Raw genomic sequence first — 24,910 nt, forward strand, 5'->3', positions numbered from 1 at the left:
AGCTGTGGCGTGCCGGTCGGCGGGTGGAGGAGGCCGCCGGCCGGCACGCCGGTCATCGGGTGGCGAGGACGACGTCCTCGTAGCGGGACTTCATCGTGGCCACCACCTCGTCCGGGTCGGCGGCCCAGACGGCGGCGTTGAAGATCTCCACCTCGACGTCGCCCGTGTACCCGGCCGCCATGACCGCCCGCGTGATCGGGCCGAAGTCGATCACGCCGTCGCCCATCATGCCCCGGCCCAGCAGCACGTCCTCCGGCAGCGGGTGCAGGTAGTCGCACACCTGGTAGGAGGCGATCCGGCGGCCCGCCCGCGAGATGTCCTCGAACAACCGCGGGTCCCACCACACGTGGAAGGTGTCCACCACCACCCCGACCTGCTCCTCGGGGTGGGGCAGGCTCAGCTCCAGCGCCTGGCCCAGGGTGGACAGCACGGCCCGGTCCGGGCAGTAGATCGGGTGCAGCGGTTCCAGGGCCAGCTTGACGCCCCGCTCCCCGGCATAGGGAGCCAGTTCGGCCACCGCCTCGGCCACCCGGTCCCGCGCCCCGGCCAGGTCACGGGAGAAGCCCCCCGGGCCGTCCCCGGCAGGTTCGCCGGGTTTCACGCCGGGCAGCCCGCCCACCACCATCACCAGGCACGCCGCTTCGAGCTCAGCCGCCTCGTCGATGGCCCGCCGGTTGTCCTCCAGGGCCCGCGCGTACGCCCGGCGCCCCTCCTCGCCCGGCAGCCCGCCCGCCGTCAGGAAGCCGCCCCGGCACAGGGACGACACCCGCAGCCCGGCCGCCCGTACCAGCTTGACGCTCTCCGCCAGCCCCTGCTCGGCGACCTTCTCCCGCCACAGCCCGACCGCCGCCAGGTCGTGGCGTACGCACCCGTCCACGGCCTCGGCCACGGACCAGCGCCTGGTCGTCCACTGGTTGAGCGAGAGGCTGCCGGGGCCGATGATCTGCCCGCTCACAGGCCGTTCACCGCCAGCAGCGCCTTCATGCGGCGCACCGCCAGCTCCTGGTCGGTCAGCAGCCCCGCCTGGTCGGCCAGGCGGAACACCTCCGACAGGTGGAGCAGCGACCGGGCCGACTGCGCGCCGTTGACCATGGCGAACGCGTCCTGGTGGCCGTTCAGCCAGGCCAGGAAGACGATGCCGGTCTTGTAGTGGTAGGTGGGCGCCTCGAAGATCTTCCTGGACAGCCGCACGGTCGGGGCGAGGATCACGTCGTAGGCCTCCAGCAACTCCTCGCGCACCGTCGCGCCCTCGGCGGACTCGGCCGCGTCGAGCACCCGCAGCGCGGCCGCCGCGGCCGGCGCGATGGCGTCGAAGATGCCCAGCAGGGCGTGCGAGCCCGTCCTGATCAGCGAGGGGTAGTTGAAGTCGTCGCCCGTGTAGAGCCTGACCCCGTCGGGGAGCGCGGCCCGCAGCCCCACCTCGTGCTCCTCGTCCAGCAGCGACACCTTCACCCCGTCCACCAGCGGGGCGTGGGCGTGGATCAGCTCCAGGAACGACTCGGTCGCCGCCGCCACGTCACGCGCCCCCCAGTAGCCGGCGAGCCGCGGGTCGAACATCTCGCCCAGCCAGTGCAGGATCACCGGCCGGTCGGCCAGGCCGAACAGCTTGCCGTACACCCGGTGGTAGTCCGCGGGCCCGGTGGCCGTCCTGGCGAGCTGGCGGGAGGCCATGATGATCACCCCGGCGCCGGTGGCCTGGACGGTCTCGATCTGCTCGGCGTACGCGGCCGTGATCGTGTCCAGGTCGGCGGCCTCGGGCGCGTGGTCGGTGCCGGCCCCGCACGCCACCAGCGTCGCCGGGTCGCCGAGCGAGCGGGCCTCGGCGGCGCTGCGCCGGATCAGCTCCTTGGTCGCCGCCCAGTCCAGGCCCATGTTGCGCTGCGCGGTGTCCATGGCGTCGGCCACCCGCAGCCCGTAGGACCACAGGTGGTGGCGGAAGCGCAGGGTGGCGTCCCAGTCCACGGCGGCGGGGGAGCCCGGCGTGTTGTCGCCCAGCGGGTCGGCCACCACGTGCGCCGCCGCGTAGACGACCCGGCTGGTGGCCGGCGTCCCAGGCGCGGGCCAGGGGGTCGGCTCCCTGAGCTCGTACGCGCCGGCGCCCGGCAGATCGATCCTCACAGCGCAGGCACCTCGATCCGGCGGCCCTCGGCGGACGAGCGCAGGCCCAGCTCGGCGAGCTGCACCCCGCGGGCGCCGGAGGCGAAGTCGTTCGGGAAGGGCGCGTCCTCCAGCACGTGCCGGATGAACCCCTCCCACTGCACCTTGAACCCGTTGTCGAACTCGGCGTTGTCCGGCACCTCCTGCCAGCCGTCGCGGTAGCGCGCCGTGGCCGGCAGGTCCGGGTTCCAGACGGGCTTGGGGGTGGCGGCGCGGTGCTGCACCCGGCAGTCGCGCAGCCCCGCCACGGCGCTCCCGTGCGTGCCGTCCACCTGGAACTCCACCAGCTCGTCCCGGTTCACCCGGACGGCCCAGGAGGAGTTGATCTGGGCGACGATCCCGCCCTCGATGTCGAAGATCCCGTACGCGGCGTCATCCGCGGTCGCCTGGTAGGCGTTGCCCTGCTCGTCCACCCGCGTGGGGATGTGCGTCACGGCGCGGGCGTAGACGGACTGGACGCGGCCGAACAGGTTCTCCATCACGTAGTGCCAGTGCGGGAACATGTCGAGCACGATGCCCCCGCCGTCCTCGGTCCGGTAGTTCCACGACGGGCGCTGCGCCTCCTGCCAGTCGCCCTCGAACACCCAGTAGCCGAACTCGCCGCGCACCGACAGGATGCGGCCGAAGAAGCCCCCGTCGATCAACCGCTTCAGCTTGAGCAGGCCGGGCAGGAACAGCTTGTCCTGGACGACGCCGTTCTTGACGCCCTTGGCCGTGGCGGCCTCGGCCAGCGCCAGCGCCTCCTGCGTCGACTCGGCCGTGGGCTTCTCCGCGTAGATGTGCTTGCCCGCCTCGATGGCCTTCAGCACGGCCTTGACCCGGGCGCTGGTGACCTGGGCGTCGAAGTAGATCAGGTTGTCCTCGGCGGCGAGGGCCGCGTCCAACTCCGTGGTGAAATCCGAAATATCGTGCTTCGCCGCGATATCTGCAAGCTTGTCGGCATTGCGACCTACCAGTACGGGCCTCAGCCTCACCCTGCCGCCGTCCGAGAGCGTGACGCCGCCCTGCTCGTTGATGGCCAGGACGGAACGGACCAGGTGCTGGCGGTAGCCCATCCGTCCGGTGACGCCGTTCATCACGACGCCGATGGTGCGCACGCTCATGAGGATCCCTTCAGGACAAACGGGGGGGGAAAGCGCTTTCCCGAACCGTACGGCTGTGCCACCGAACGCGTCAAGTAGCACCCGCCGTGAGCTGCGGGAAAGCCCGGGAACCTGGGGCGGCCTACAGGTCGCCCCGGTTCTCCAATCGGGCCAGGGCCTTGGCGATGGGATGGGCGGTGAGCGACAGCTGCCACTCGCGGGCACCGAGCTCGCGCAACCTGACGGCCACGCTCTCGTCGGTGATCTCCCCGGGCGGCTCCCAGGTCAGCCTGCGTACGGCGTCGGGCTGCAGCAGGTTTTCCGTGGGCATGTGGTGCTGCTCGGCCAGCGTGGCGACCACGGCACGGGCGGCGGCCAGGCGCTTGGCGGCGGCCGGGTCGCGATCGGGCCAGCGGTTGGGCGGCGGCGGCCCGTCGCCCGGCGTGCTGGGCTGCGGGAGCTGGCTGTCGGGCAACCCGCGCGCCCTGGCCACCGCGGCGAGCCAGTCGCTCATGTACCGCCGCGCGCTGCGCCCGGTGAATGCTGAAATTTCGGTCAATGCCTTTTTCGTACGCGGGCCTTCCAGCGCGGCCGTGACGATCGCGGCGTCCGGCAGCACCCGGCCCGGCGCCAGGTCGGCCTCGCGGGCGATCCGGTCGCGCATGGTCCACAACTCGCGCACGATGGCCAGCGCGCGTACGTTACGCACCTTGTGGATGCCCGACGTACGCCGCCACGGGTCGGATCTGGGCATCGGCGGTGGGGTGTTGAGCACGGCGGCGAACTCCTCGCGCGCCCACTCCAGCTTCCCGCTCTCGGCCAGCTCGCTGTGCAGCACGTCGCGCAGCTCGACCAGCACCTCCACGTCGAGCGCGGCGTAGCGCAGCCAGTCTTCCGGCAGCGGCCTGGTGGACCAGTCGGCCGCCGAATGGCCCTTCTCCAGCCGTAGCCCGAGCACGCTCTCCACCATCGTGCCGAGCCCCACCCGCTCGTAGCCGAGCAGGCGCCCGGCCAGCTCCGTGTCGAACATCTCCCGCGGCCGGAACCCCACCTCCAGCAGGCACGGCAGGTCCTGCGACGCGGCATGCAGGACGATCTCCGCGCCGGCCACGGCCGCGTCGAGCGCGGACAGGTCGGGGCAGCCGACCGGGTCGATCAGCGCGGTGCCCGCCCCGGCCCGGCGCAACTGCACCAGGTAGGCGCGGTTGCCGTAGCGGTAGCCGGAGGCGCGCTCGGCGTCGACCGCCACCGGACCACTGCCCGCGGCGAACCTCTCCACGACCCTGGCCAGCCCGCCGGCGTCCGCGACGACCGGGGGGATGCCCTCGCGCGGCTCCAGCAGGGGCACGACTGTGCGTTCTTCTGTCATGAGCTCACCGACCTCATGACGCTGGTGCTGTCTTGACTGGTGCCCTCACTTCGTACGGTCACTCTCCGGATCTTCACGTCGACGGGGCATCGCGGCCACGTCGGGCGGGAGCGGCGGGATCCCCGCCGCCAGGCACATGAGGTCGCACCAGGCGGCGACATGGCCGGAGAGATCCTCCTGGGCGGGTGACCAGGACGCCCGCAGCTCGAGCTCGGTCGTGACCGGATCGTCGGCTTTGTTGCCGAACCCCTCGGACACGGCTCTTGTCACCGTACCGCCGGCGGCCGAGTAGTCGGCCTGATGAGCCTCCAGAGCTTCGGTCAGCCAGCTCCAGGCGACGGGGCCGAGCAGCGGGTCGGAGGTGATCTCCGGCTCCATGTCGGCGCGTACGTAGGCCACCAGCCGGAACGGGCCCTCCCACCCGCGCTGGCCGTCCGGATCATAGAGCAGGATCAACCGGCCGACCGCGAGCTCCTCGTCATCGCGGTAGACCGACGCGCCGACGGCGGCCGAGTAGGGGGCCAGCCGCTGCGGCGCGGGCAGGTCCTCGAACTCGATCTCCGGCCTGACCTCGGCCTGCCGCAGGCTCGCCGCGGCACGCGTGAACGCCGCCGGGGGCGGTGGCTGCTCACCGAGTGTCATAGCCGAAGCGTAGGTCGAAGTCGGGCGGAAGGGGACCACGGGGGTGCTCATCCTTCGTGATCAAGCCGCTGCCGAAACAAGCTGGCGAACCGGTCGGGTGGACTCGGCCGAGCCGAGCAAGATCGCATGACCGCACTCCACGCAGGCCCACTCCGGGCACTCGCCCGGCTCGTGCCCGTCGAAGCAGGGCGGCTGCTCGAAGGGCCGCTCACCGGCGCATGGAGCGCAGCGCTCATTGCGGCGCTCTGAGGAACTCCACATCGCGTTCGTCGCACCAGTCATTCCACCGGGGCCTTTCTTCGGGTCGTGGCTCCGACGTTGGCACGAGCCGCCGACAATTCCCCGCAACGCGCTCGGCGTGTCCCGAAAGTGGTCGCTGAATCGGTGCCGCGCGGTGGCTTGGGCAACATTTGACCCAGTCGAGACCGGCTGTCTGGGCGGCCATGGGGTGTGTTCGACCCGGATGGGACGCCGGCGCCGCCGCGATGCCGAGCAGACCGGTAAACCTTCATCCGGCTATCTGATCATGATTTGGGGCGTCCGATGCATGCTTTTCCGACACCTCGCGCCGATGCGGGGACCGGTCACCGTACATGGGACCCTTGTCACGTGAACCTCGCCGACTCAGCGTTCCTGCGTGCCTGCCGCCGTCAGCCCGTCCCGCACACCCCGGTCTGGTACATGCGCCAGGCCGGGCGGTCCCTGCCGGAATACCTCAAGGTCCGCGAGGGCGTGCCGATGCTCACCGCGTGCGCCACGCCCGACCTGATCGTCGAGATCACCATGCAGCCGGTTCGCCGCTACGGCGTGGACGCGGCGATCTTCTTCAGCGACATCGTGGTCCCGCTCAAGGCCATCGGCGTCGACCTCGACATCAAGCCGGGCGTCGGCCCCGTGGTGGCCGACCCGATCCGCGACGCCGCGGGGCTCGACGCGCTGCGCCCGCTGGAGCCCGGCGACGTGCCCTACGTCACCGAGGCCATCCGCGCCCTGACCGGCGAGCTGGGCGGCACCCCGCTGATCGGGTTCGCCGGGGCGCCGTTCACGCTCGGCTCCTACCTGATCGAGGGCGGCCCGTCGAAAAACCACGACCGCACGAAGGCCATGATGTACGGCGCCCCCGAGCTGTGGCACGCCCTGATGGACCGGCTGTCCGACATCGTGCTGGAGCACCTGCGCATCCAGGTCGCGGCCGGCGCCTCGGCCGTGCAGCTCTTCGACTCCTGGGTGGGGGCGGTGGCGGTGGCCGACTACCGCGAGTTCATCCTGCCCTACACCCGCCGCATCTTCGAGGGCGTCGCCGGGGTGCCGCGCATCCACTTCGGGGTGGGCACCGGCGAGCTGCTCGGCGTGCTCGGCGAGGCCGGGGCCGACGTGGTGGGCGTGGACTGGCGGGTCCCGCTGGACGAGGCGGCCCGCCGGGTCGGGCCCGGCAAGGCGCTGCAGGGCAACCTCGACCCGGCGGTGCTGCTGGCGCCGTGGGAGGTGGTGGAGCGCAAGGCCCGCGAGGTGCTGCGGCAGGGCCGGGCGGCCGAGGGGCACGTGTTCAACCTGGGACACGGCGTGCTGCCCTCGACCGATCCCGACCAGCTCAAGCGCCTGACCGACCTCGTCCACGAGGCCGGCCGGGCGAGCTGATCCCCATCAGGCCTGGTCATCGGTGGATTCGGGGGCCTGTTCACCGCGGTGGGGCTGAGGCGGCGTTCGGGGGCCCGACGGCGAGGCCGTCGCGGGCAGCAGGGAAGGCCGCGTGCGGTTGCGCCGCGTCAGGAAGACGATCACGGCCATCACGGGCAGCAGGAAGATCATCCACGGGAGCAGCACGCCGAACAACGTGAGCAGCCCCCTGGTGAACGACACCAGCGAGTCCCAGCCCGTCTTGAGCCCGCCGAGGAAGCCCGCGGGCTCCTCCTCCGGCTCCTCGATCACGGCGGCCGGCCCGACCAGCTGGAGCGTCAGCGTGGCCATGGAGACCTGCGCGGCCAGCTCCTTCTGCTGCGCCTGCAGCGACTCCAGGTCCGCCTCCCTGGAGGAGATCTCCCGCTCCACCTCCAGCACCTGGCCGATCGTGTCGGCCCGCTTCATCAGCTCGCGCAGCGACTCCAGCGATCGCTGCGCCGACTTCAGCCGGCTCTCCACGTCGGCCACCTTCAGGGTGACGTCCTCGGTGCCCTGGTTCATGGAGACCTGCTCGCCCAGGTCCTTGCCGAGCCGGCCGACCACCGCGGCGTACTTGTCAGGCGGGATCTTGAACTCCAGCGTGGCGGTGTCCTGGCTGTCGTCGGCCGAGCTGGTCTCCTCCTTGGACAGATAGCCGCCGGCCGCCGTCACGATCCCCTTGGCCTGCTGGACGGCCGTACTCACCTGCTTGGCCCGTACGGCCATGGTGCCGATGTAGATGACCTGCCGCTGCTGCTGCGTGACCTCGACGTTCGAGACGATGCCGCCGTCCTTGCCGCCGCCGCCCTGGTCGCGCGCCTGCGCCGTGGGGAGCGCCTTCTGGCTGGTGGCGGACTCCGCGGCGAGCGCGGGAGCCTGCGCGGGGGCGGCGGCGTCGTAGTCGGCCGCGCCGGAAAGGCTGCTGCCGCCGCCGCAGCCCGCCAGGAGAACGGCCGCGGAGGCGGCCGAGAGCACAATGCCGTACCGGATTCTCCTCATGCTCTTAAGACGGCTCCCGGATCATCCGGGTTTGACGATGATAATCACGGTACGGTCACTCTCCCTGACGGCGTTGCCTCGTGGCCCCGAGCAGCAGGGCAGGCCGGTGAGACGGTAGCGTCGGGAGACGTGGAAGGGAATCGGGCACACGTGGTCGTCGTCGGCGGGGGGATCTCGGGTCTCGCCGCGGCGTGGTATCTCCGGCAGGGCGCGGGCGAGCGGGTCAAGGTGACGGTGCTCGAAGGCAGCCCGCGCATCGGCGGCAAGCTGTACACCTCGGAGGTGGCCGGGGTGAGCGTGGACGCGGGCGCCGAGGCCATGCTGGCCCGCCGGCCCGAGGGCACGGAGCTGGCCAGGGCGGTCGGGCTGGGCGACGAGCTGGTGGTGCCCGGCACCACCCGGTCGGCCGTCTACTCCAGGGGAGTTCTGCGGTTCCTGCCGAAGGGCCAGGTCATGGGCGTGCCGTCCGACCTGGCGGAGCTGGCCAGATCGGGCATCGTCTCGGCCGGCGGGCTGCTGCGCGTGCCGCTCGACCAGATCCTGCCGGCGACCCTCGTACGCACCGACGTGTCCGTGGCCGCCTACATCCGCGCCAGGATGGGCGGCGAGATCGTGGAACGGCTGGTCGAGCCGCTGCTCGGCGGCGTCTACGCGGGCCGGGCCGACATGTTGTCGCTGGAGGCCACGATGCCGCGGGTGGCGGCCGTGGCCCGGTCCGAGCGCTCGTTGCTCAGCGCCGCCCGGCAACTCGTCGAGGAGGCGCCGAAGGAGGCCGGACCGGTCTTCACGTCGCTGAAGAACGGCCTCGGCGGCCTGCCCGAGGCGGTCGCCAAGGAGTCCGGCGCCGACATCAGGACCGGCGTCACCGTGCGCGAGCTGCACAGGACCGAGCAAGGCTGGCGGCTCGTCACGGGCCCGGTGCCGAAGCCCGAGGTGGTCGAGGCCGACGCCGTGATCGTGGCCACGCCCGGGGCGGCCGCCGCCCGGCTGTTCAAGTCCGACGTGCCCAAGGCGGCGAGCGAGCTGGCCAGGATCGACTACGCCAGCATGGCCATCGTCACCCTCGCCTACCCGGTCGACGCCTTCCCCGACCCGCCGACCTCCAGCGGCTACCTGGTGCCGCCGGTGGACGGGCGGGCGGTCAAGGCGGTCACGTTCAGCTCCGTGAAGTGGCCGCACCTGGCCGGTGACCTGGTGATCCTGCGCTGCTCGATCGGCCGGATCGGCGAGGAGCACCTGCTGCAGCGCGACGACTCCGAGCTGGTGTCGCTGGCCACGGTCGAGATGGCCGAGGTGATGGGCGTGCGCGGGCTGCCGGTGGACAGCCGGGTCACCCGCTGGGGCGGGGGGCTGCCGCAATACAACGTGGGCCACCTCGACCGGGTGGCCAGGGTGCGCGCGGCGGTGTCCGTGCAGCCGGGGCTGGCCGTGTGCGGCGCCGCCTACGACGGCATCGGCATCCCGGCCTGTGTCAGCACCGCCCGTACGGCCGCCGCCCGGATTCTGGACCACCTGTCGCTGCGGGGAGAATAGGCACCATGACAGAGGGCGCTGCGCGGCTCAAGGCCCGCGATCTCAACCAGGTGATCCGTTACACCATGTGGTCGGTCTTCCAGGTGACCGAGCCGTGCCCGGCGGACCGCGACGGCATGGCCGGCGAGGTGGCGGACCTGCTGGAGCAGGTCGCCGGCAAGGACGTCGTGACCAGGGGGGTCTACGACGTGGCCGGGTTCCGGGCGGACGCCGACTACATGTTCTGGTGGCACGCGCCGACCCCGGAGGACCTGCAGGACGTCTACTCCCGGTTGCGCCGTACGGAGCTGGGCCGGCACAGCAGGCCCGTCTGGTCGGCGATGGCGCTGCACCGGCCGGCCGAGTTCAACAAGTCGCACATCCCGGCCTTCCTCGCCGAGGAGGAGCCGCGTGCCTACGTGAGCGTCTATCCGTTCGTGCGCTCCTACGAGTGGTATCTGCTGGAGGACTCCGAGCGCCGGGCGATGCTGGCCGAGCACGGGCGGATGGCGCGCGACTATCCCGACGTGCGGGCCAACACCGTCTCCTGCTTCTCGCTCAACGACTACGAGTGGATGCTGGCGTTCGAGGCCGACGAGCTGCACCGGATCGTCGACCTGATGCGGACGCTGCGGGGCGCGCAGGCGCGGCGGCACACGCGCGTCGAGATCCCCTTCTACACGGGGGCCCGTAAGCCGGTGAGCGAGCTCGTCGCCGCCCTGCCCTGACGAAAGATCGAGCCCCGAGTTTTTCCATCCCACTGAAGTGATCTATCCCCTTTGTCACAATCAGGGAAATCCCTTGTGCGTTGAGCGGCTCCACGTAGCACGTTCCAAGGGGGCAGGGTGGAGAAGTCGGGAAAGCCGGATCGGCCGGGTAGGCGGCGGCGTGCCGCCGATGGCCGCACGACAGGACGGCACGCCGCGGGCCGGCATGCGGAGAAACGGCCCGCTGAGGCCCAGTCCGAGGTGCGGTCCGAGGCGCGGTCCGAGGCGCGGTCCGAGGCGCGGTCCGAGGCGCGGTCCGAGGCGCGGTCCGAGGCGCGGTCCGAGGCGCGGTCCGAGGTGCGGTCCGCTGAGGTGCGCTCTGGGGAGGTGCGGACTGCTGAGGTGCGCTCTGGGGAGGTGCGGTCTGTTGAGGTGCAGGTTGCGGGGCGGCACGCGGCTGGTGGGCGGGTGGTAGGGCGGTCGCGGCACGCGCGGCGGCGCTCCGGGCCGAGCCGGTTAACGGTGGGCGCGCTGGCGCTGGCGCTGGCGGGCGGGGGAGCGGGGCTGCTGCTAAGCGGCAACGGGGCGGCGGAGGGCACCTTCGGCGGGGCGCTGACCGTCGCCGGGTCCGTTGCCTCGGACCGGCCGGTGCCGGCGGCTGCCGGAGGGGCGGGACGGGCCGGGCGGGAGGACCGCGCGTCGGCGTCGCCCGGCGACGCCGGAGCCGCGACCGGGAGCGCGCCGCGGGCGGGCGCTGAGGCACAGGTCCGCCGGCGCGAGATCCGCAAGACGCCGCCGTCCGCCACTGCCGCCGCGGTGAAGCCTGATCGGGTGGAGCAGGACCGGGTGGAGCCCAGCCAGGCGGAGCCCAATCAGGTCGAGCCCGGTCGGGTCGAGCCGGGTCAGGTGGAGCCGGGGCTCGTGGACGGGATCATCGACTCGGGGGAGCCGCCCCCGAACGACTCCGCGGGCTTCAAGGCAGACGGGCCGTCGCGGCACACCGACCGGCGGGCGTACGCGTACTTCCGTACGCACTGGGGGCCGAAGGACAAGGCGATGAAACGCCTCAAGGAGATCCGCACGGTAGGCGGATATTTGCGCATATATACGGATATGCCGGACTCTGCGGCCAACTCCGCGCACGCCATTACGCTGTGCAAACGCGGCCTGGAGTACCTGCGGGCCGCCGGGGTGGCCGATCCGGTGGTGTTCGTCCAGGCGGAGTTCGGTGGGAACGGGAATCCGGTGCTGGCGAACGTGCTCGGCCCCGCCGACCGCGACTGCCGGGTCACCCACCCGACCCCGGACTGACAACCGAAGCGCCGGACCGGCGGGCGAGGGGCTAGCGGATCCGTACGCGGGTCTTCGAGCACACCTCGCACCGCTGAGTCACGACCCGGCCAATGGTCTCGATCGTCACCCACCGGTGGCGAAGATGGACAAAGCCCACGCGAGCACTCCTACCCGGGGCCGACGATCGGTACGCATTGTCGCTATTCGATCACACCTTGGGTTCGAGTCGCAGCGAAATCGAGTTGATGCAGTAGCGATCGTCCGTCGGAGTCGCGTAACCCTCTCCGTGGAAGACATGCCCCAGGTGAGAGTCACATCGGGCGCACCGCACCTCGGTGCGGACCATCCCATGGCTGCGGTCCTCGATCAGCCGCACCGCCTCCGACTCGGACGGCTCGAAGAAGCTCGGCCACCCGCAGTGCGACTCGAACTTCGTGTCCGACCGGAACAACTCGGCCCCGCAGGCGCGGCACGAGTAGACGCCCTCGGTCTTGGTGTCGACATATTCGCCCGTGAAGGGGCGCTCCGTCCCGGCTTCCCGGAGGACGCTGAACTCCTCCGGCGAAAGCTGGGCCCGCCACTCGGCCTCGCTCTTGACCACCTTCTCCATGCGTCCAGAGTACGAGATCCGGCAAAAAGAGATCTCCGCAGGGTGAAGCATCCTTCTTAGGGCGAATTCGCGTCTTTGTAGGCAAGGGGGTGTCATCGCTCCCTGTCAGGGGTGAGATCGTTCGCAGATCCCATCCGAGCGGCACAGCCCACGCCCGTGCTGGCGCCGCCGGGGGATCGCCATGGCCGGCCGGGTGGCGCGCCAGCGCCCGGAACGGCAGCGAACGGTCTGTAGGCCCGCCCCGTCGAGCCCTCGGTCCCGCCACCGAGGCGGCTCCGGGGCGGGCCCACCTCGCTTGACGGGGAAGGTAGGTTCGTTGGCATGGCATCGCCGTACATAGAGCTTGTGGTGGGCGAGAGGACCGTCAAGGTCACCAACCCCGACAAGGTGTATTTTCCAGCGATTGGCGCCACCAAGCGGGAGCTCGTCGAATACTACGTGAGCGTCGGCGAGGGGGCCCTGCGCGCGCTCAAGGACCGGCCCACCAACATCAAGCGTCATCCCGACGGCGTGCAGACGGAGGCCATCTACCAGAAGCGCATGCCGCCCCGGCACCCCGACTGGCTCCAGTCGGTGACCGTCACCTTCCCCAGCGGCCGTACGGCGCAGTCCCTGCGCGTCACCGAGGTGGCCGCCATCGCCTACTGTGCCAACCTCGGCACCATCGACTTCCACCCCTGGCCGGTGCGGGCCGCCGACGTCGAGCACCCGGACGAGCTGCGCATCGACCTGGACCCGCAGCCGGGCCTGGAGTTCGACGCCGCCCGCCGCGCCGCCTTCCTCACCAGGGACGTGCTGGAGGAGCTGGGCATGGCCGGGTTCGTCAAGACCTCGGGCAACCGCGGCGCCCACGTCGCCGTGCGCATCGAGCCGCGCTGGGACTTCGTCCAGGTGCGCCATGCCGGCATCGCCCTGGCCAGGGCCATCGAGGAGCGCGATCCCAGCCTGGTGACCACGGCCTGGTGGAAGGAGGAGCGCGGCGAGCGGGTGTTCATCGACTTCAACCAGAACGCCAGGGACCGTACGGTGGCCAGCGCATATTCCGTCAGGGCCCAGCCGCACGCCCCCGTCTCGACCCCGCTCACCTGGGAGGAGCTGGAGGACGCCGACCCGCGCGACTTCGACATCCGCACGGTGCCCGCCCGCTTCGCCGAGGTCGGCGACGTGCACGCGGCCATCGACGACCGGGCCTACTCGATCGAGCCGCTGCTGGAGCTCTACGCGAAGGACGACCGGGGCGACATGCCGTACCCGCCCAGCTACCCGAAGATGCCCGGGGAGCCGATGCGCGTCCAGCCGAGCAGGGCCAGGAACACCCAGGCCGACTGACCCCGGAGCGGGACGGCCGGCGGGGGCGCGAACCCTCCGTATCCGGCTGGTTTCACTTCGGTCACATTACTTGACTGGCGGTCTAATAGTTCGCAAGGCTCGCTTGTGCATCGGGGGGCGACAACCGAGTCTGGAGCCTTCTCATGGCAAGAGCGCGACTGGCAAGAGCACGCCGATTCGCGGCGGCCGGAGCGGTGACCGCCTTCGTGATCGCGGGCCTGAGCCTGGCGGGGGGCACGGCCTCCGCGCAGTCCGGTCCGGAGCTGCCTGACGTGCTGCCCGACTGCCTGATACCGCTGCGGCTGCCGCTGCTGTGCGACGACCCGCCAGAAGAGCCGGATCACCACGAACCCCAGGAGTCCTGGACGGAGCCGCCCCCGGCGAAGCACGAACCGGAGGACCGGCCGCCCTCGGCGGACACCCTGCGCCCGTGGCGGCCCGCGGGCGAGGACGAGCACAGGGTGCCCAGGGGACACCCTGAGACCGGCGGCGGCGGGCTCGCGCCGGACGACGGCCCGGCGTGGCCGTTCGCGCTGGGCGGCGCGGCGCTGCTGGCCGGGGCCGGTCTGACCGGGTACGCGGTGCGGCGCAAGAGTGCCGCCTAGATCCGCCGGAGCCCGGAACACGGGCGGGGCGAGGGACCAGGGCCGGGCGCGGGACCAGGGCCGGGCGCGGGGTCAGAAGGCGATCCTGGCAGGGGCCGGGCTGCTCTCGCTGGCCGGGGTGCTGCTGATCGCGCTCGGGCTCGGCGGCATCCTGGGCGGCGGGCCCGAGCCGGATCCCGTCGCGGCGGAGACCCGCGAGCCGAGGCCGTCCCTGTTCACCGGCGTACCCCCGGCGAAAGCGGCCGCGCCCATGCGGGCCGCCCGCCCCACGGCCGTCTACCTCCCCTCCATCGGCGTGCGGGCACCGCTGATCGAACTCGGCCTGGACCAGGAGGGCGCCATCCAGAACCCGCCCCTCGACTCCCCGAACCTGGCAGGCTGGTACCGCTACGGCCCCGTCCCCGGCCAGCGCGGCGCCGCCGTGATCACCGGCCACCTCGACACCAGGACCGGCCCCGCCGTCTTCGCCCGGCTCAAGGACGTCAAGCGCGGCGACCAGGTGCAGGTGCTGCGCGCCGACCGCTCGGTGGCGGTCTTCGTGGTCGACTCCGTGGAGCACACGCCGAAGCGGAGCTTCCCCGCCAGGAAGGTCTACGCCAAGCTCTCCTATCCGGGGCTGCGGCTGGTGACCTGCGGCGGGACGTTCGACCAGGCGGCGCACAGCTACCGCGAACACACGATCGTGTACGCGCACCTGGCGGCGCCGTACCATCCCGGGAGCTGATCAGGAGCCGCCCCGCCCTCACCCGCCGGCGCCGGGAACGGCTCGGCCCTCGGCGACCGCCGCGTGGCACGGCGTCCGGCGACATGGGCCGTGGGTCAGGTACGCGGGGACCGGCGGGTGCGATGGGAGCGGCGGGGTCGTGCGGGGCCGGTGTGGGCGAGTTCGGCGGCCGGTGGTTCGGCGAGCGGGAGACGGAAGACGAAGCGGGCCCCGTGCGGGCGGGCCTCCTCGACGTGCAGGGTGCCCTGGTGGTTGTGGGCGATGTCGCGGGCGATGGCCAGCCCGAGGCCCGCGCCGCCGTACCCCCGGCTGCGCGCGGTGTCCAGCCGGGCGAAGCGCTGGAAGACGTGCTCGCGCTCGGCCTCCGGGATCCCCGGCCCGTCGTCGGTGACGCTCAGCTCGGCGCGGTCGCCGGCGCGGCTCACCCGTACCACGACGGCGTGGGCGGCGTGCCGGCGCGCGTTGTCCAGCAGGTTGCCCAGCACCCGGCGGATCTGCGTGGGGACGGCGTTGACGATCACACCGGGGTCGAGGTCGAGCCGCACCGGGCAGCGGTCGCCGAACCGCCGCGAGACCTCGCCCTCGACGATCCGGGCCAGCTCGACGCGCTCGAAGGCGGTGGCAGGAACGGCTTCGAGCCGGGCCAGCAGCAGGAGGTCGGTGATGATGGCCTGGAGCCGGTCCACGTCGCCCAGGGCGTGGTCGAGCAGCGCGGTGAGGTCGGTCTCGCCGGGGTGCAGCTGCGCCTCCTCCAGCTGGGCCCGCAGCCCGGCCAGCGGGGTACGCAGCTCGTGCGAGGCGTCGGTGGTGAAGCGCCGCTGGCGATCGAGCGACTGCTTCAGCGATTCCGCGGCCCGTTCGAGCTCCGCCGACATCATGTGCTCGTGGGTGTAGCGGCGGGCGTTGTCCACGCACACCGCCGCCCGGCCGACCAGCTCCTCGGCCAGGGCCAGGTCGTCCTCCTCGAACACGCTCATGCGCCGGGAGCGGTAGAAGCTCACCACTCCGAGCGTGACGTCCCGGGCCCGCATCGGCACCACGATGACCGAGTGGATGCCCTGCTCGTGCGCCTTCCGGGTGCCTGCCGGGTCCTGTGCCATCAACCAGAGCGTGCCGTCCAGCTCGGATTTGAGCACCGATTGGCCGCCGGCCAGGCAGTGGCCCTGCGGCGTGGCCGGGTGCGGGTGGACGAGCGCGCCGACGCCGGCCAGGTCGAAGTTCCGCAGGGTGGTGGCGAGGGCGATCCGGCGCAGCCCGGTATCGAGCGCGCCGGGCGCGTCGCCGCGCGGCACGGGGTCGGGCAGGTCGACGGCGACGAAATCGGCGAAGCGGGGGACGGCCACCTCGGTCAGCTCCTGGGCGGTCCTGGTGACGTCCAGGCTGGTGCCGACGCGGGCGCCGGCCTCCCAGAGGAGGCTGAGCCGTTCACGTGCCTGGAGGGCGAGCCGTCCGACGCCGGGCTCGCCCACGGCGAGCAACCACCGGTCGTCCGCGGTGACAGGGGTGTCCGGAAGCGAATCGTCCGGCGGAAGGGGGGCCAGAGCAACGGCGGGCGGCGGCTCCCACCGCACCCCCGCTCCGTCGCCCGGAGCCGCTCGCGGCCTGTCGCCCCGAGCCTCCCCGGGTTCGTGGCGCTGAGCCTCCCGGGATCCGTCGCGCTGAGCCTCCGGGGGGCCGTCGCGCTGAACTTCTCGGGGGCCGGAGGCCACGTGCCAGAACGAGCCGTCGGTCAGGATGGCCTCCACGGCAATGCCGCGCGTCCCGGCGGCATTCTCGATCGCGCGGCTGACCAGGGTGGCGGAGCGGCCCCCCGACAGCAGTACCACCGCCACCCCCGTGCGGTCGGCGGAGATCAGCTCCGCGGCCTTCTCCAGCAGGCTGTGCCGGTCGTGGGGGGCGATCGGGACGGCCTCGGTGATCGGCCGGCAGGCGACGGCGGCCCCCCCGCCGGCCTCGCGCCGGGCCGCGAGGAACGCGCGCAGCAGCACCTGCTCCCGCTGCGAGGTCTGTTCGAGCAGGCATTCCTCGATGCGGGCGGTCGCGTCCACGGCGATGCCGAGCATCGCCGCGTCGGCGAACCGGTCCAGGCACGCCAGGTTCAGCACGCCCTCGACCCGGCCGCTCACCGGGTCGCGGACGGGCGAGGCGGCGCACACCAGCTCACCCCAGATGTCCGCGTAGTGCTCCCGTCCCCAGATGAGGACGGGTCGCCGCTCGGCCAGTGCGGTGCCGATGCCGTTCGTGCCGATGGCCTGCTCGGGGAACCCGAAGCCCGGCACCACCAGATTGTGGTCGAGCCACCGGAGCAGCGACGGCTCGCCGACCCGGCGCTGCAGCACCCGGGCGTGCGCGTCGCCGAGGACCACGGCCACCTTGATGCCGGACAACTGGGATTCGAGCTGGTCGAGCACCGGCGCGGCAGCCTGTATGAGCCTGCCGTCCACGTCGATGTCCAGGTCGAGCACGGTGGGCACCTGGTAGGGCACGACCCCCATGTGCCGGCTGCGCTCCCAGGAGGTCAGCACCCAGGGCCGCACGCCGCTCTCGACGGGTTCGCCGGCGCAGAAACGTTTGCGGGCCCACTCGAGAGCGGTGAGGCCTTCCTGGCCGACAACATCCATGTGCCCGCTTCTTCCTCCCCGGTCCCCTCTGTCTCACTCTGCTCGCCCCGGACGCCCCTTTCGTTGGGATTTGTCTAATGTTCTGCGGGCTTATAGGCAAGCTTGACCGGCATCGGAGACAAGCGTGAACGCCGCAGGCCGGTGCTTTCAGTCGCCGAATTCGAGGTGCAGGGCCTGGGTGAAGTCGGCGACGGCCTCCTCGTGCCGGTCCAGCTCCTGCTGGATCTCGCCGCGTACGCGATATGCCCAGATGTATTCGGGATCAAGGTCGATCGCCCGGTTCAGATCCCGCAACGCCGCCTCGTTGTCGCCCAGCTCGCTCAGCACCGCGCCCCGGCTGCCGAACGCGCGGTCGTTCTCCGGATCCAGCTCCAGGGCCCGGTTCAGGTCCGCCAGGGCGTCGTCGTAGCGGTCGATCATGCGCAATGCCTCACCTCGCCTGCTGAGAGCCCGGACGTACTCGGGGTCGGCCGTCAGGGCCTTCGTGTAGTCGGCGATCGCCTCTTCGTACAGGTGCATGCGCTGGTACAGGTCGCCACGGGCCACCCAGGAGTAGGCCAGTTCCTCGTTCTGGGCGATGATCCTGGCGTACACGCGCAGCGCCTCGTCCAGGCGGTTCAGGTCCACCAGGACCTCGGCCTTGGCCTCCAGGATCCACAGGGAGTCGGGGGAGAGGGTCAGGGCATGCTCGAAGTCCTCCATGGCCTCTTCTAAGCGGTTCATGGCGGCGTAGGTCTGGCCCCGCGAGCCGAGGGCGTACGCGCTGTCCGGCTCCAGCCGCAGAGCCTCGTCGAAGTCCGCCAGCGCCTCCTCGTACCGGTCGGTGATCCGGTGGCTCTCGCCGCGCAGCCGCCAGGCGCGGGCGTGGTCGGGCGCCAACGCGATCGACTCCGTCAGGTCCGCGATGGCCGCCTCGTGCCTCGACAGCGCGATGTACGACTCGGCACGGCTGCGTAGCACCGATGCCCGGGACTGGGCGGCTGCGTCGGACAGCCCAGGGTGGTCCTTGATCCCCTCGCTCATGAGGGGTAAATCTATCCAACTAAATTTGGATAATGGCCGCCTTTTCGCGGGTGTACTCCAGCACCGCGTCGTGACCGTACCCGCTGTCCTTGACGCCCCCGAACGGCAGGCCGGGCGGCATCTGGCGGAAGGTGTTCACCCAGACCGTGCCGCTGCGCAGATCGCGGACGAAGCGGTGCGCCCGGCCCAGGTCGCGCGTCCACACCCCGGCGGCCAGGCCGTAGGGGGAGTCGTTGGCGATCTCCAGCGCCTCCTCGTCCGTCGAGAACGGCAGCGCCACCGCCACCGGGCCGAAGATCTCCTCCTGGCAGACGCGCAGGGAGTTGTCCGTCGTCGTGTAGAGCGTGGGCGCGACCCAGTAGCCACCCGGCAGGCCGGGAACCACCTCGGCGCCCACCCGCGCGCCGAAGACCAGCTCGGCGCCCTCCTTCTCGGCCAGTTCGAGGTACGACGTCACGTGCTGGTACTGGCCCGCCGAGACGATCGGGCCCATGGTCGTGGCCAGGTCCAGCGGGTCGGCCAGGACCAGGTTCGCGCAGGCGGCCCGGATGCGGCCGATCAGGTCGTCCCAGATCGAGCGGTGGATGAGGATGCGCGAGCCCGCGACGCACACCTGGCCGGCGTTGCCGGTGTAGACGGAGTTCACGGTGACGCCCCGGGTGGCGGCGTCCAGGTCCGCGTCGGGGAAGACGATGTTCGGTGATTTGCCGCCCAGTTCGAACGTCATCGGCTTCAGCGAGTCCGCCGAGGCCCGGGTGATCGCCTGGCCGGTGGCCGTCGAGCCGGTGAGGCTGATCTTGCCGACGTCGCGGTGGCGTACCAGGGCGTCGCCCACCTCCTCGCCCAGCCCGCTGACGATGTTCAGCACGCCCGGCGGCAGCACCGGGGCCAGCAGCTCGCCCAGCCGCAGCACCGACGCGCTCGCCTGCTCGGCGGGCTTGACGATCACCGTGTTCCCCGCCGCCAGCGCGTACGCGGCCTTGGCGGAGAAGGTCGAGATGGGGGAGTTCCAGGGGATGATGCAGACCGCCACCCCGTACGGCTCGCGCCGCGTCATCCCGAGCGTGTCGGGACCGAGGATGACGGTGTCGCCCTTGACCGCGTCGAGGCACTGCCCGGCGGCCAGCTGCCACAGCATCGCCATGCCCGGCAGGTCCCGCCGCAGGGTGTCCCGCAGGATCCTGCCGTTGTCGCGCGTCTCCAGCCTGGCCAGCTCCTCGGCGTGCCGCTCGAACAGCTTCGCCACCTCGCGCAGGTAGCCCGTCCTGGCCAGGGCGGGCAGCGCCGACCAGGCGGGGAACGCCTGACGGGCCGCCGCCACGGCCGCCTCGGCCTCGCCCGGGCCACTGGCCGGAATCGTGGCCCACACCTCGCCGGTGGCCGGATTGACGGAGTCCATGGTCCGGGGGGCGGGGAGCAGCTCGCCGCCGATCAGGTTGCGGTACTCGGGCATGCGAACAAGCATATGCTTGCTCGGTTAGCCGGACCAGGTGTCATGAAATGTCGGGCATATGCGCGATGATGGCCCATCGTGAGAACTGAGTTGACCTGGCCGGACACCTCCGACGAAGCCCTGCTGGCCGCCGTACACCGAGTCATGCGCGCCGTCGTGGCGCTGGGCGGGGCCGTCGGCTACCTCGACCCGCCGAGCCGGGACCAGACCGATCCCTGGCTGGAGGAGATCCTGAAGGCGGTTCGCGACGGGGACGCCCGCCTCGCGCTGGCCCGCGTGGACGGCACCGTGCAGGCCATGGGGCTGTGGCGGCGCAACCCGTCGCCGGTCTTCACCCGCTCGGCCGAACTCGGCAAGATCATGGCTCACCCGGAGGCCCGCGGGCTGGGGCTGGGCGCTCGCGTGGTGTCGGCCCTCGTCGACAGTGCCCGCGCGGCCGGGATCGAGACGCTGGAGCTCGGTGTGCGGGGCAACAACCATGGCGCGATCGAGCTGTACGAGTCGCTCGGCTTCCGCGAGTGGGGCCGGCTGCCGAACGTGATCGAGATCGGGGCGGAACGCTTCGACGACGTACGCATGTTCCTCGATCTGGGCAGGGAGCCGGACGTGATCCTGCGCGGCTCGGCCCCGGGTGGCCCCGGCTGGTCCCCTCGGAGAGGGTGAGCCGCTCGGCTGCTGTGGCTCGCTCTCGTCGCTGGTGAGGTTGGCACCCGATTTGATCGGATATTTCATGACCGAGAGGTTCGGGATGACAAGGAGATGACGTGAGCGAGCTTGTGGTCACCGCCGACGGACCCGTACTGCGAGTGGTGTTCAACCGGCCGGACCGGCACAACGCACTGACCTGGGCCATGTGGGACGGCCTGGAGGAGGCCAGCGAGCGGGCCGACGCCGACCCCGCGATCAAGTTGCTGGTGTTGTCGGGGGCGGGCGGCCGGGCGTTCGTGGCCGGGACCGACATCTCCCAGTTCACCGCCTTCACCGACGGTGCCGACGGCGTCGTCTACGAGCGCAGGCTGCAGCGCGTCATCGACCGCCTCGAACGGGTCAAGGTCCCCACCGTGGCCGTCATCGAGGGGCACTGCCTGGGCGCTGGACTGATCGTGGCCTCGGTGTGCGACCTGCGGATCGCCGTACCCGCGGCCACGTTCGGCGTGCCGATCGCCCGGACGCTCGGCAACTGCCTGTCCATGAACACCTATTCCCTGCTCGTCCACCACCTCGGCCCGGCCCGCACGCTGGACATGCTGCTCAGGGCCCGTACCTACACCGCCGAGGAGGCCCACGCAGCCGGGTTCGTGGCCGAGCTCTGCGGGCCGGACGAGCTGCCCGAACGGCTGGCGGCGATGGAGGAGCGGCTGCTGGGCCACGCGCCGCTGACCATGTGGGCGGCCAAGGAGGCCCTCCGGCGGCTGCGGGTGGCCAACCTGCCGGACGGCGACGACATCGTGGCCGCGGTCCTCGGCAGCGACGACTTCCACCGGGCCGTCCGCGCCTTCCTGGCCAAGGAGAAGGTGGACTGGCAGGGCCGCTGACTCCGGCCTGGCTCTAGGATCGAGCCATGGAGCTGAGCCCAGGAGTGCACGTCGCCGTCACCGACCGACACGGAGGGGCCAGCACCGGACCATACTCCTCACGCAACCTCGGCGGCATGGTCGGCGACGACCCGGCGGCCGTGCGGGCCAACCGCGACGGAGTGGCCGCCGAGCTCGGCGTGCGGGCCGTGGTGTTCATGCGCCAGGTCCACAGCGCCGAGGTGGCCTACGTGAGCGAGCCGTTCGGCGAGGACCCGCCGCGCCTCGACGGGGTGTTCACCACCGAGCCGGGGCTGGCGCTGGCCTCGCTCGGGGCCGACTGCCCGGCCGTCCTGGTGGCCGACCCGGTGGCCCGCATGGTGGGCGCCGCCCATTCCGGCCGTCCCGGCACCGAGGCGGGGATCGCGACGGCGCTGGTGACGGCCATGACCGCCAAGGGCGCCTCGCCGGAGCGCATGGTCGCGATGGTCGGCCCCGGCGTCTGTGGCCGTTGCTATGAGGTGCCCGCCGGCATGCGCGAGGAGGTGGCCGCCAAGGTGCCCGAGACGTGGTCCACGACGTCCTGGGACACCCCCGCCCTCGACCTGCGCGCGGGCATCGAGGCCCAGTTGCGGGCGGCGGGGCTGGCGGACGTGCGCCACGACGCGCGCTGCACGATGGAGTCACCCGAGCTCTACTCCCACCGCCGCGAGCAGCCCGGCGGCCGCTTCGCCGCCCTCATCTGGCTCACCTGACCACCCCCGGCCTGGCGGGCGCCGCAAAAGTGCTCAGTCCTTGTGCCGGTTCGAATTGAAGATCACGTTCACCAGGACGATGCCGGTCCAGACCCAGAACAGCGACCCTCCCTGCTCATCGCCGACCAGCATGAACAGGATGGTGAGGATGGTGCCGAGGGACATCGAGACGATCGCCAGGGCGAGCCGTTGCCCGTTCGCCACATTCTGCCGCTTGGCGGCCTCCGCGCTCGCCGGGCCTAATTGAGCCAGCCGCTCATCCACCCGCCGGTCGACCTCCTGGCCCATTTTGTCGAGAAAGGACTCCACTATGGCGTCCTCGAACTCCGGGCCGAGGTCGCGGCGGGCGGACACGGCCGCCCGCAGCTCATCTCCTGTGCTCATATTTCGACACTATTGGCGACTTATGGCTAGCGAGCAAGAATGTCGTCCAGGTTGTAACTCACCGGCCGTTCGAGCTGCTCGTACGTACACGATTCAGGAGTGCGATCCGTTCGCCACCGCCGGAAATGCGCGGTGTGCCGGAACCGGTCACCCTCCATCTGGTCGTAGGCCACCTCGATCACCAGCTCCGGCCGGAGCGGAATGAACGACAGGTCCTTCTTGGCGCTCCAGCGCGAGATCGCGCCCGGCACCCGCTGCCCGCCCGTCGCGGGCCCGGCCGCAGGCTGCCCGATGTGGGCCGCCGCTTGCTCGGCCCAGTGGCCCCAGGGATGCTCGCTCAGCTCGGTGAGGTACGGCTTGACCTCCTCGACCAGCTCGGCCCGGCGCGCCATCGGGAAGGAGGCGGCCACCCCCACGTGATGCAGCCGCCCGTCGTTGCCGTAGAGGCCGAGCAGCAGCGAACCCACGATCGGCCCCGACTTGTGCTCCCGGTAGCCGCACACGACGACGTCGGCCGTCCGCTCGTGCTTGACCTTGAACATGGTGCGCTTGTCGGGGATGTAGGGCTGGTCACCGGGCTTGACGATGATGCCGTCGAGCCCCGCCCCCTCGAACGTCTCGAACCACTCGTCCGCCTGCTCCTGGCTGGTCGTGACCGGGGTCAGCCGGATGGACCCGCCCCGCTCGGGGAAGATCCCCTCCAGCCGTGCCCGCCGCTCCGAGAACGGCGCCTCCATCAGCGACTCGTCACCCAGCGCCAGCAGGTCGAACGCGAAGAACTGGGCCGGCGTGCGCTCCGAGAGCATCTTCACCCGGGACGCGGCCGGATGGATGCGCTGCTGCAACGCGTCGAAGTCGAGGTGCGACCCCACGGGCAGCACGATCTCGCCGTCCACGACGCACTTATCCGGCAACTCGGCCCGGACCGCCTCGACCAGCTCGGGGAAGTAGCGCGTGAACGGCCGCTCGTTGCGGCTGCCCAGGTAGACCTCGTCGCCGTCGCGGAACACGATGCACCGGAACCCGTCCCACTTCGGCTCGTAGAACAGCGTGCCGTCCTGCTTGGGCATGGCCTTGACCGGTTTGGCCAGCATCGGCGGCACCGGCGGCCGTACGGGAAGGTTCGGGACCGGCTCTTCGACGGGCTCGTCGGCGGGGTCGGTGGTCATGGGCTCTGCTCCCTCGTGTATCTGCAGAAGAGGACCCCGTCCTCCTCCAGCACCTGGCTGAGATCCAGGCTGACCTGTGCGGGCTCGCCGTTGATGATGCGCGCCGCGCCGCCCCCGACCAGCATGGGGCTGGTCGACAGGCACAACTCGTCGACCAGGCCGTCCGCCGAGAGCTGGGCGTTGACCCGCGGCCCGCCCTCGCACAGGATCCTGGTCAGCCCCCGATCGTGCAGCTCGGCCATGGCCTGCCGCATGTCCACGGCCTCCTCACCGGCCACGATGAGGTCGCTCCGCTTGGCCGCCGCCTTGAGCCGCTCGTGCGGCGCGCACGCGCAGGTGATCACGATCGTCCTGCTGGTGGCGTCGGTGAACAGCTCGTCGTCGAGGTCGAAGGCGAGGCTTCGGGTGATGACCGCGATCGGCGGCACCTCCGGCCGGCCCGCGCGGATCTCGGCCCACGACTCGCGTGGCTTGACCGGGCCGTATCCCTCCTTGCGGACGGTCGCCGCGCCCGCGACGACCACGTCGGCCAGCCCGCGCAGGACCTGGAAGATCCGCTTGTCGCCCTTGCTCGACAGGCCGCCGGAACGCCCCTTCAGCCAGGCGGCGCCGTCGGCGCTCGCGACCATGTTGAGCCGCAGCCATGGCCGGTCCTCCGGGTAGGCGTACGCCTGCGGGATGTCTGGATTGTCCTCTATGTCGGGATAGATGCGCCGCACTCCTCTACCTTGGCACAAGCCGCCGACAATCGGCCGCTGGGGGTTTGGGGTGATTTACGAGCCGGGGAGTCACCCTCAATCGTTCACATCCTCACTTTTGTGGATTTGGGGACGGCTGCCCGGTTCCGTGCTTACGTGGCAGGGAGAGGGGAGGATCCGTGGGGATGGTCACCGGAGTGACATGGACGATCGCCGCGCTCGCCGGGGTCTACCTGCTGAGCCGCTGGCTGTCCGGCGGCGAGCGGCCCAAGGTCACCCGCTTCCCGGCGGCGGTGGTCTTCTCCCACCCGATGCTGGCGGTCTCGGCGCTGGTGTGCTGGGCCGCCGCGCTGATCACGGGGAACCGGGCGCTGGCGTGGGTGGCGTTCGGCGAGCTGGCGGCGGCGGCACTGCTGGGCTTCGCGATGTTCACGCGCTGGCTCGGGGCGGGGCGGCACGGACGGGCCGGTGCCGGGTTCCCGGTGCTGGCGGTCACCCTGCACGGGCTGGCCGGGGTGGCGACCTTCGCCCTGGTGTTCCTCGCGGCCAGCGCGGCCCGAGTCTTCTGAGGTCAAGAGGGCGTGGCCCGGCACTGACCTCAGGAC

At 71.5% G+C, this 24,910-nt stretch carries 24 protein-coding genes and 1 pseudogene; 12 read left to right on the top strand and 13 right to left on the bottom strand.

Going from position 1 to position 24,910, the window contains the following annotated elements; genetic code table 11:
• Window positions 1-52: 52 nt before the first annotated feature.
• The 5 genes from BLS95_RS04175 to BLS95_RS04195 all read right to left on the bottom strand — a co-directional run bounded on the left by BLS95_RS04175 (window position 53) and on the right by BLS95_RS04195 (window position 5,250).
• Window positions 53-955, bottom strand: coding sequence for a sugar phosphate isomerase/epimerase family protein (locus BLS95_RS04175; RefSeq protein WP_176993008.1), 903 nt, complete (start codon window positions 953-955; stop codon window positions 53-55).
• Complete coding sequence (locus BLS95_RS04180) at window positions 952-2,118, bottom strand: dihydrodipicolinate synthase family protein (protein WP_090929493.1); 1,167 nt, start codon at window positions 2,116-2,118, stop codon at window positions 952-954. Before BLS95_RS04180 ends, BLS95_RS04175 begins: the two co-directional genes overlap by 4 nt.
• A complete protein-coding gene (locus BLS95_RS04185; protein ID WP_090929494.1) occupies window positions 2,115-3,260 on the bottom strand; it encodes a Gfo/Idh/MocA family protein in 1,146 nt (381 codons plus the stop codon). Before BLS95_RS04185 ends, BLS95_RS04180 begins: the two co-directional genes overlap by 4 nt.
• Window positions 3,261-3,381: 121 nt before the next feature.
• Window positions 3,382-4,608: a ribonuclease D gene (locus BLS95_RS04190; RefSeq protein ID WP_090929496.1), complete on the bottom strand. Its 1,227-nt coding sequence runs from the start codon at window positions 4,606-4,608 to the stop codon at window positions 3,382-3,384.
• A 45-nt stretch (window positions 4,609-4,653) separates the two neighbouring features.
• Entirely contained in the window at window positions 4,654-5,250 is a 597-nt protein-coding gene (locus tag BLS95_RS04195; protein WP_090929498.1) for a DUF3000 domain-containing protein, read from the bottom strand.
• Between the two features lie 609 nt (window positions 5,251-5,859).
• On the opposite strand from BLS95_RS04195, the gene hemE reads away from it, so the two are divergent.
• Window positions 5,860-6,888, top strand: coding sequence for a uroporphyrinogen decarboxylase (hemE, locus tag BLS95_RS04205; protein ID WP_090929501.1), 1,029 nt, complete (start codon window positions 5,860-5,862; stop codon window positions 6,886-6,888).
• Between the two features lie 6 nt (window positions 6,889-6,894).
• Here the strand turns inward: hemE and BLS95_RS04210 are convergent, their stop codons facing one another.
• Window positions 6,895-7,908, bottom strand: a complete 1,014-nt coding sequence (locus BLS95_RS04210; protein ID WP_090929503.1) for a DUF4349 domain-containing protein — start codon at window positions 7,906-7,908, stop codon at window positions 6,895-6,897.
• 129 nt (window positions 7,909-8,037) lie between these two features.
• On the opposite strand from BLS95_RS04210, the gene hemG reads away from it, so the two are divergent.
• From hemG to BLS95_RS04225, 4 genes and pseudogenes are all read left to right on the top strand, one after another.
• The gene (gene hemG, locus BLS95_RS04215; RefSeq protein WP_090929504.1) at window positions 8,038-9,441 is read left to right on the top strand and encodes a protoporphyrinogen oxidase; all 1,404 of its coding nucleotides are present in this window, start codon (window positions 8,038-8,040) and stop codon (window positions 9,439-9,441) included.
• Window positions 9,442-9,446: 5 nt separating this feature from the next.
• Window positions 9,447-10,148 carry a hydrogen peroxide-dependent heme synthase gene (gene hemQ, locus BLS95_RS04220; RefSeq protein WP_090929507.1) on the top strand — a complete coding sequence of 234 codons (702 nt, stop codon included), beginning with the start codon at window positions 9,447-9,449 and terminating at the stop codon, window positions 10,146-10,148.
• 245 nt (window positions 10,149-10,393) lie between these two features.
• Window positions 10,394-10,498, top strand: a pseudogene (locus tag BLS95_RS59735) (glycine zipper family protein); the annotation flags it as partial.
• Window positions 10,499-10,595: 97 nt separating this feature from the next.
• Window positions 10,596-11,438: a hypothetical protein gene (locus BLS95_RS04225; protein WP_143043577.1), complete on the top strand. Its 843-nt coding sequence runs from the start codon at window positions 10,596-10,598 to the stop codon at window positions 11,436-11,438.
• Between the two features lie 190 nt (window positions 11,439-11,628).
• On the opposite strand, the gene msrB is transcribed toward BLS95_RS04225, so the two are convergent.
• Window positions 11,629-12,030 carry a peptide-methionine (R)-S-oxide reductase MsrB gene (gene msrB / locus BLS95_RS04230; protein ID WP_090929511.1) on the bottom strand — a complete coding sequence of 134 codons (402 nt, stop codon included), beginning with the start codon at window positions 12,028-12,030 and terminating at the stop codon, window positions 11,629-11,631.
• 321 nt (window positions 12,031-12,351) lie between these two features.
• On the opposite strand from msrB, the gene ligD reads away from it, so the two are divergent.
• The 3 genes from ligD (at window position 12,352) to BLS95_RS04245 (ending at window position 14,688) form a co-directional block, all read left to right on the top strand.
• Entirely contained in the window at window positions 12,352-13,359 is a 1,008-nt protein-coding gene (gene ligD, locus BLS95_RS04235) for a non-homologous end-joining DNA ligase (RefSeq protein WP_090929513.1), read from the top strand.
• A gap of 143 nt (window positions 13,360-13,502) precedes the next feature.
• Window positions 13,503-13,964 carry a hypothetical protein gene (locus BLS95_RS04240; RefSeq protein WP_143043578.1) on the top strand — a complete coding sequence of 154 codons (462 nt, stop codon included), beginning with the start codon at window positions 13,503-13,505 and terminating at the stop codon, window positions 13,962-13,964.
• Complete coding sequence (locus BLS95_RS04245) at window positions 13,954-14,688, top strand: class F sortase (RefSeq protein WP_245764820.1); 735 nt, start codon at window positions 13,954-13,956, stop codon at window positions 14,686-14,688. Before BLS95_RS04240 ends, BLS95_RS04245 begins: the two co-directional genes overlap by 11 nt.
• A 95-nt stretch (window positions 14,689-14,783) precedes the next feature.
• Here the strand turns inward: BLS95_RS04245 and BLS95_RS04250 are convergent, their stop codons facing one another.
• The 3 genes from BLS95_RS04250 to BLS95_RS04260 form a co-directional block, all read right to left on the bottom strand.
• Entirely contained in the window at window positions 14,784-17,309 is a 2,526-nt protein-coding gene (locus BLS95_RS04250; RefSeq protein WP_090929517.1) for an ATP-binding protein, read from the bottom strand.
• 147 nt (window positions 17,310-17,456) lie between these two features.
• A complete protein-coding gene (locus BLS95_RS04255; protein WP_090929519.1) occupies window positions 17,457-18,332 on the bottom strand; it encodes a tetratricopeptide repeat protein in 876 nt (291 codons plus the stop codon).
• A gap of 19 nt (window positions 18,333-18,351) precedes the next feature.
• Window positions 18,352-19,785: an aldehyde dehydrogenase family protein gene (locus tag BLS95_RS04260; RefSeq protein ID WP_176993009.1), complete on the bottom strand. Its 1,434-nt coding sequence runs from the start codon at window positions 19,783-19,785 to the stop codon at window positions 18,352-18,354.
• A gap of 78 nt (window positions 19,786-19,863) precedes the next feature.
• Between BLS95_RS04260 and BLS95_RS04265 the strand changes: the two genes are divergently transcribed.
• The 3 genes from BLS95_RS04265 to pgeF all read left to right on the top strand — a co-directional run bounded on the left by BLS95_RS04265 (window position 19,864) and on the right by pgeF (window position 22,054).
• Window positions 19,864-20,448: a GNAT family N-acetyltransferase gene (locus BLS95_RS04265; RefSeq protein WP_090929523.1), complete on the top strand. Its 585-nt coding sequence runs from the start codon at window positions 19,864-19,866 to the stop codon at window positions 20,446-20,448.
• 101 nt (window positions 20,449-20,549) lie between these two features.
• Window positions 20,550-21,320, top strand: coding sequence for an enoyl-CoA hydratase/isomerase family protein (locus BLS95_RS04270; protein WP_090929525.1), 771 nt, complete (start codon window positions 20,550-20,552; stop codon window positions 21,318-21,320).
• Window positions 21,321-21,346: 26 nt separating this feature from the next.
• The gene (pgeF, locus tag BLS95_RS04275; protein ID WP_176993010.1) at window positions 21,347-22,054 is read left to right on the top strand and encodes a peptidoglycan editing factor PgeF; all 708 of its coding nucleotides are present in this window, start codon (window positions 21,347-21,349) and stop codon (window positions 22,052-22,054) included.
• 33 nt (window positions 22,055-22,087) lie between these two features.
• Here pgeF and BLS95_RS04280 read toward each other — a convergent pair whose 3' ends face one another.
• From BLS95_RS04280 to BLS95_RS04290, 3 genes are read right to left on the bottom strand one after another with little or no spacing between them, the layout of a single operon-like run.
• Window positions 22,088-22,438 (bottom strand): hypothetical protein, encoded by a 351-nt coding sequence (locus tag BLS95_RS04280; protein ID WP_090929527.1) that lies wholly within the window; start codon window positions 22,436-22,438, stop codon window positions 22,088-22,090.
• A 26-nt stretch (window positions 22,439-22,464) separates the two neighbouring features.
• On the bottom strand, window positions 22,465-23,607 hold the full coding sequence (locus BLS95_RS04285) for an ATP-dependent DNA ligase (RefSeq protein ID WP_090929529.1): 1,143 nt from the start codon (window positions 23,605-23,607) through the stop codon (window positions 22,465-22,467).
• On the bottom strand, window positions 23,604-24,326 hold the full coding sequence (locus BLS95_RS04290) for a pyrimidine reductase family protein (RefSeq protein WP_090929531.1): 723 nt from the start codon (window positions 24,324-24,326) through the stop codon (window positions 23,604-23,606). The genes BLS95_RS04285 and BLS95_RS04290 overlap by 4 nt, the downstream gene beginning before the upstream one ends.
• 164 nt (window positions 24,327-24,490) lie before the next feature.
• Here BLS95_RS04290 and BLS95_RS04295 point away from each other — a divergent pair, with 164 nt between their 5' ends.
• Window positions 24,491-24,874 (top strand): hypothetical protein, encoded by a 384-nt coding sequence (locus BLS95_RS04295; protein WP_245764879.1) that lies wholly within the window; start codon window positions 24,491-24,493, stop codon window positions 24,872-24,874.
• The last annotated feature ends 36 nt before the right edge of the window (window positions 24,875-24,910 follow it).

This window comes from Nonomuraea jiangxiensis, from assembly GCF_900099965.1.
GTDB classification, from domain to species: domain Bacteria; phylum Actinomycetota; class Actinomycetes; order Streptosporangiales; family Streptosporangiaceae; genus Nonomuraea; species Nonomuraea jiangxiensis.

Excerpts from the sequence above, each read along its gene's own strand:
- msrB (WP_090929511.1), bottom strand. The coding sequence starts at position 12,030 with ATGGAGAAGGTGGTCAAGAGCGAGGCCGAGTGGCGGGCCCAGCTTTCG.
- BLS95_RS04240 (WP_143043578.1), top strand. The coding sequence starts at position 13,503 with ATGGCAAGAGCGCGACTGGCAAGAGCACGCCGATTCGCGGCGGCCGGA.
- BLS95_RS04195 (WP_090929498.1), bottom strand. The coding sequence starts at position 5,250 with ATGACACTCGGTGAGCAGCCACCGCCCCCGGCGGCGTTCACGCGTGCC.
- pgeF (WP_176993010.1), top strand. The coding sequence starts at position 21,347 with ATGGAGCTGAGCCCAGGAGTGCACGTCGCCGTCACCGACCGACACGGA.
- hemQ (WP_090929507.1), top strand. The coding sequence starts at position 9,447 with ATGACAGAGGGCGCTGCGCGGCTCAAGGCCCGCGATCTCAACCAGGTG.
- BLS95_RS04280 (WP_090929527.1), bottom strand. The coding sequence starts at position 22,438 with ATGAGCACAGGAGATGAGCTGCGGGCGGCCGTGTCCGCCCGCCGCGAC.
- BLS95_RS04250 (WP_090929517.1), bottom strand. The coding sequence starts at position 17,309 with ATGGATGTTGTCGGCCAGGAAGGCCTCACCGCTCTCGAGTGGGCCCGC.
- ligD (WP_090929513.1), top strand. The coding sequence starts at position 12,352 with ATGGCATCGCCGTACATAGAGCTTGTGGTGGGCGAGAGGACCGTCAAG.
- BLS95_RS04185 (WP_090929494.1), bottom strand. The coding sequence starts at position 3,260 with ATGAGCGTGCGCACCATCGGCGTCGTGATGAACGGCGTCACCGGACGG.
- BLS95_RS04260 (WP_176993009.1), bottom strand. The coding sequence starts at position 19,785 with ATGCCCGAGTACCGCAACCTGATCGGCGGCGAGCTGCTCCCCGCCCCC.
- BLS95_RS04285 (WP_090929529.1), bottom strand. The coding sequence starts at position 23,607 with ATGACCACCGACCCCGCCGACGAGCCCGTCGAAGAGCCGGTCCCGAAC.
- BLS95_RS04255 (WP_090929519.1), bottom strand. The coding sequence starts at position 18,332 with ATGAGCGAGGGGATCAAGGACCACCCTGGGCTGTCCGACGCAGCCGCC.
- BLS95_RS04190 (WP_090929496.1), bottom strand. The coding sequence starts at position 4,608 with ATGACAGAAGAACGCACAGTCGTGCCCCTGCTGGAGCCGCGCGAGGGC.
- BLS95_RS04210 (WP_090929503.1), bottom strand. The coding sequence starts at position 7,908 with ATGAGGAGAATCCGGTACGGCATTGTGCTCTCGGCCGCCTCCGCGGCC.
- BLS95_RS04295 (WP_245764879.1), top strand. The coding sequence starts at position 24,491 with ATGGTCACCGGAGTGACATGGACGATCGCCGCGCTCGCCGGGGTCTAC.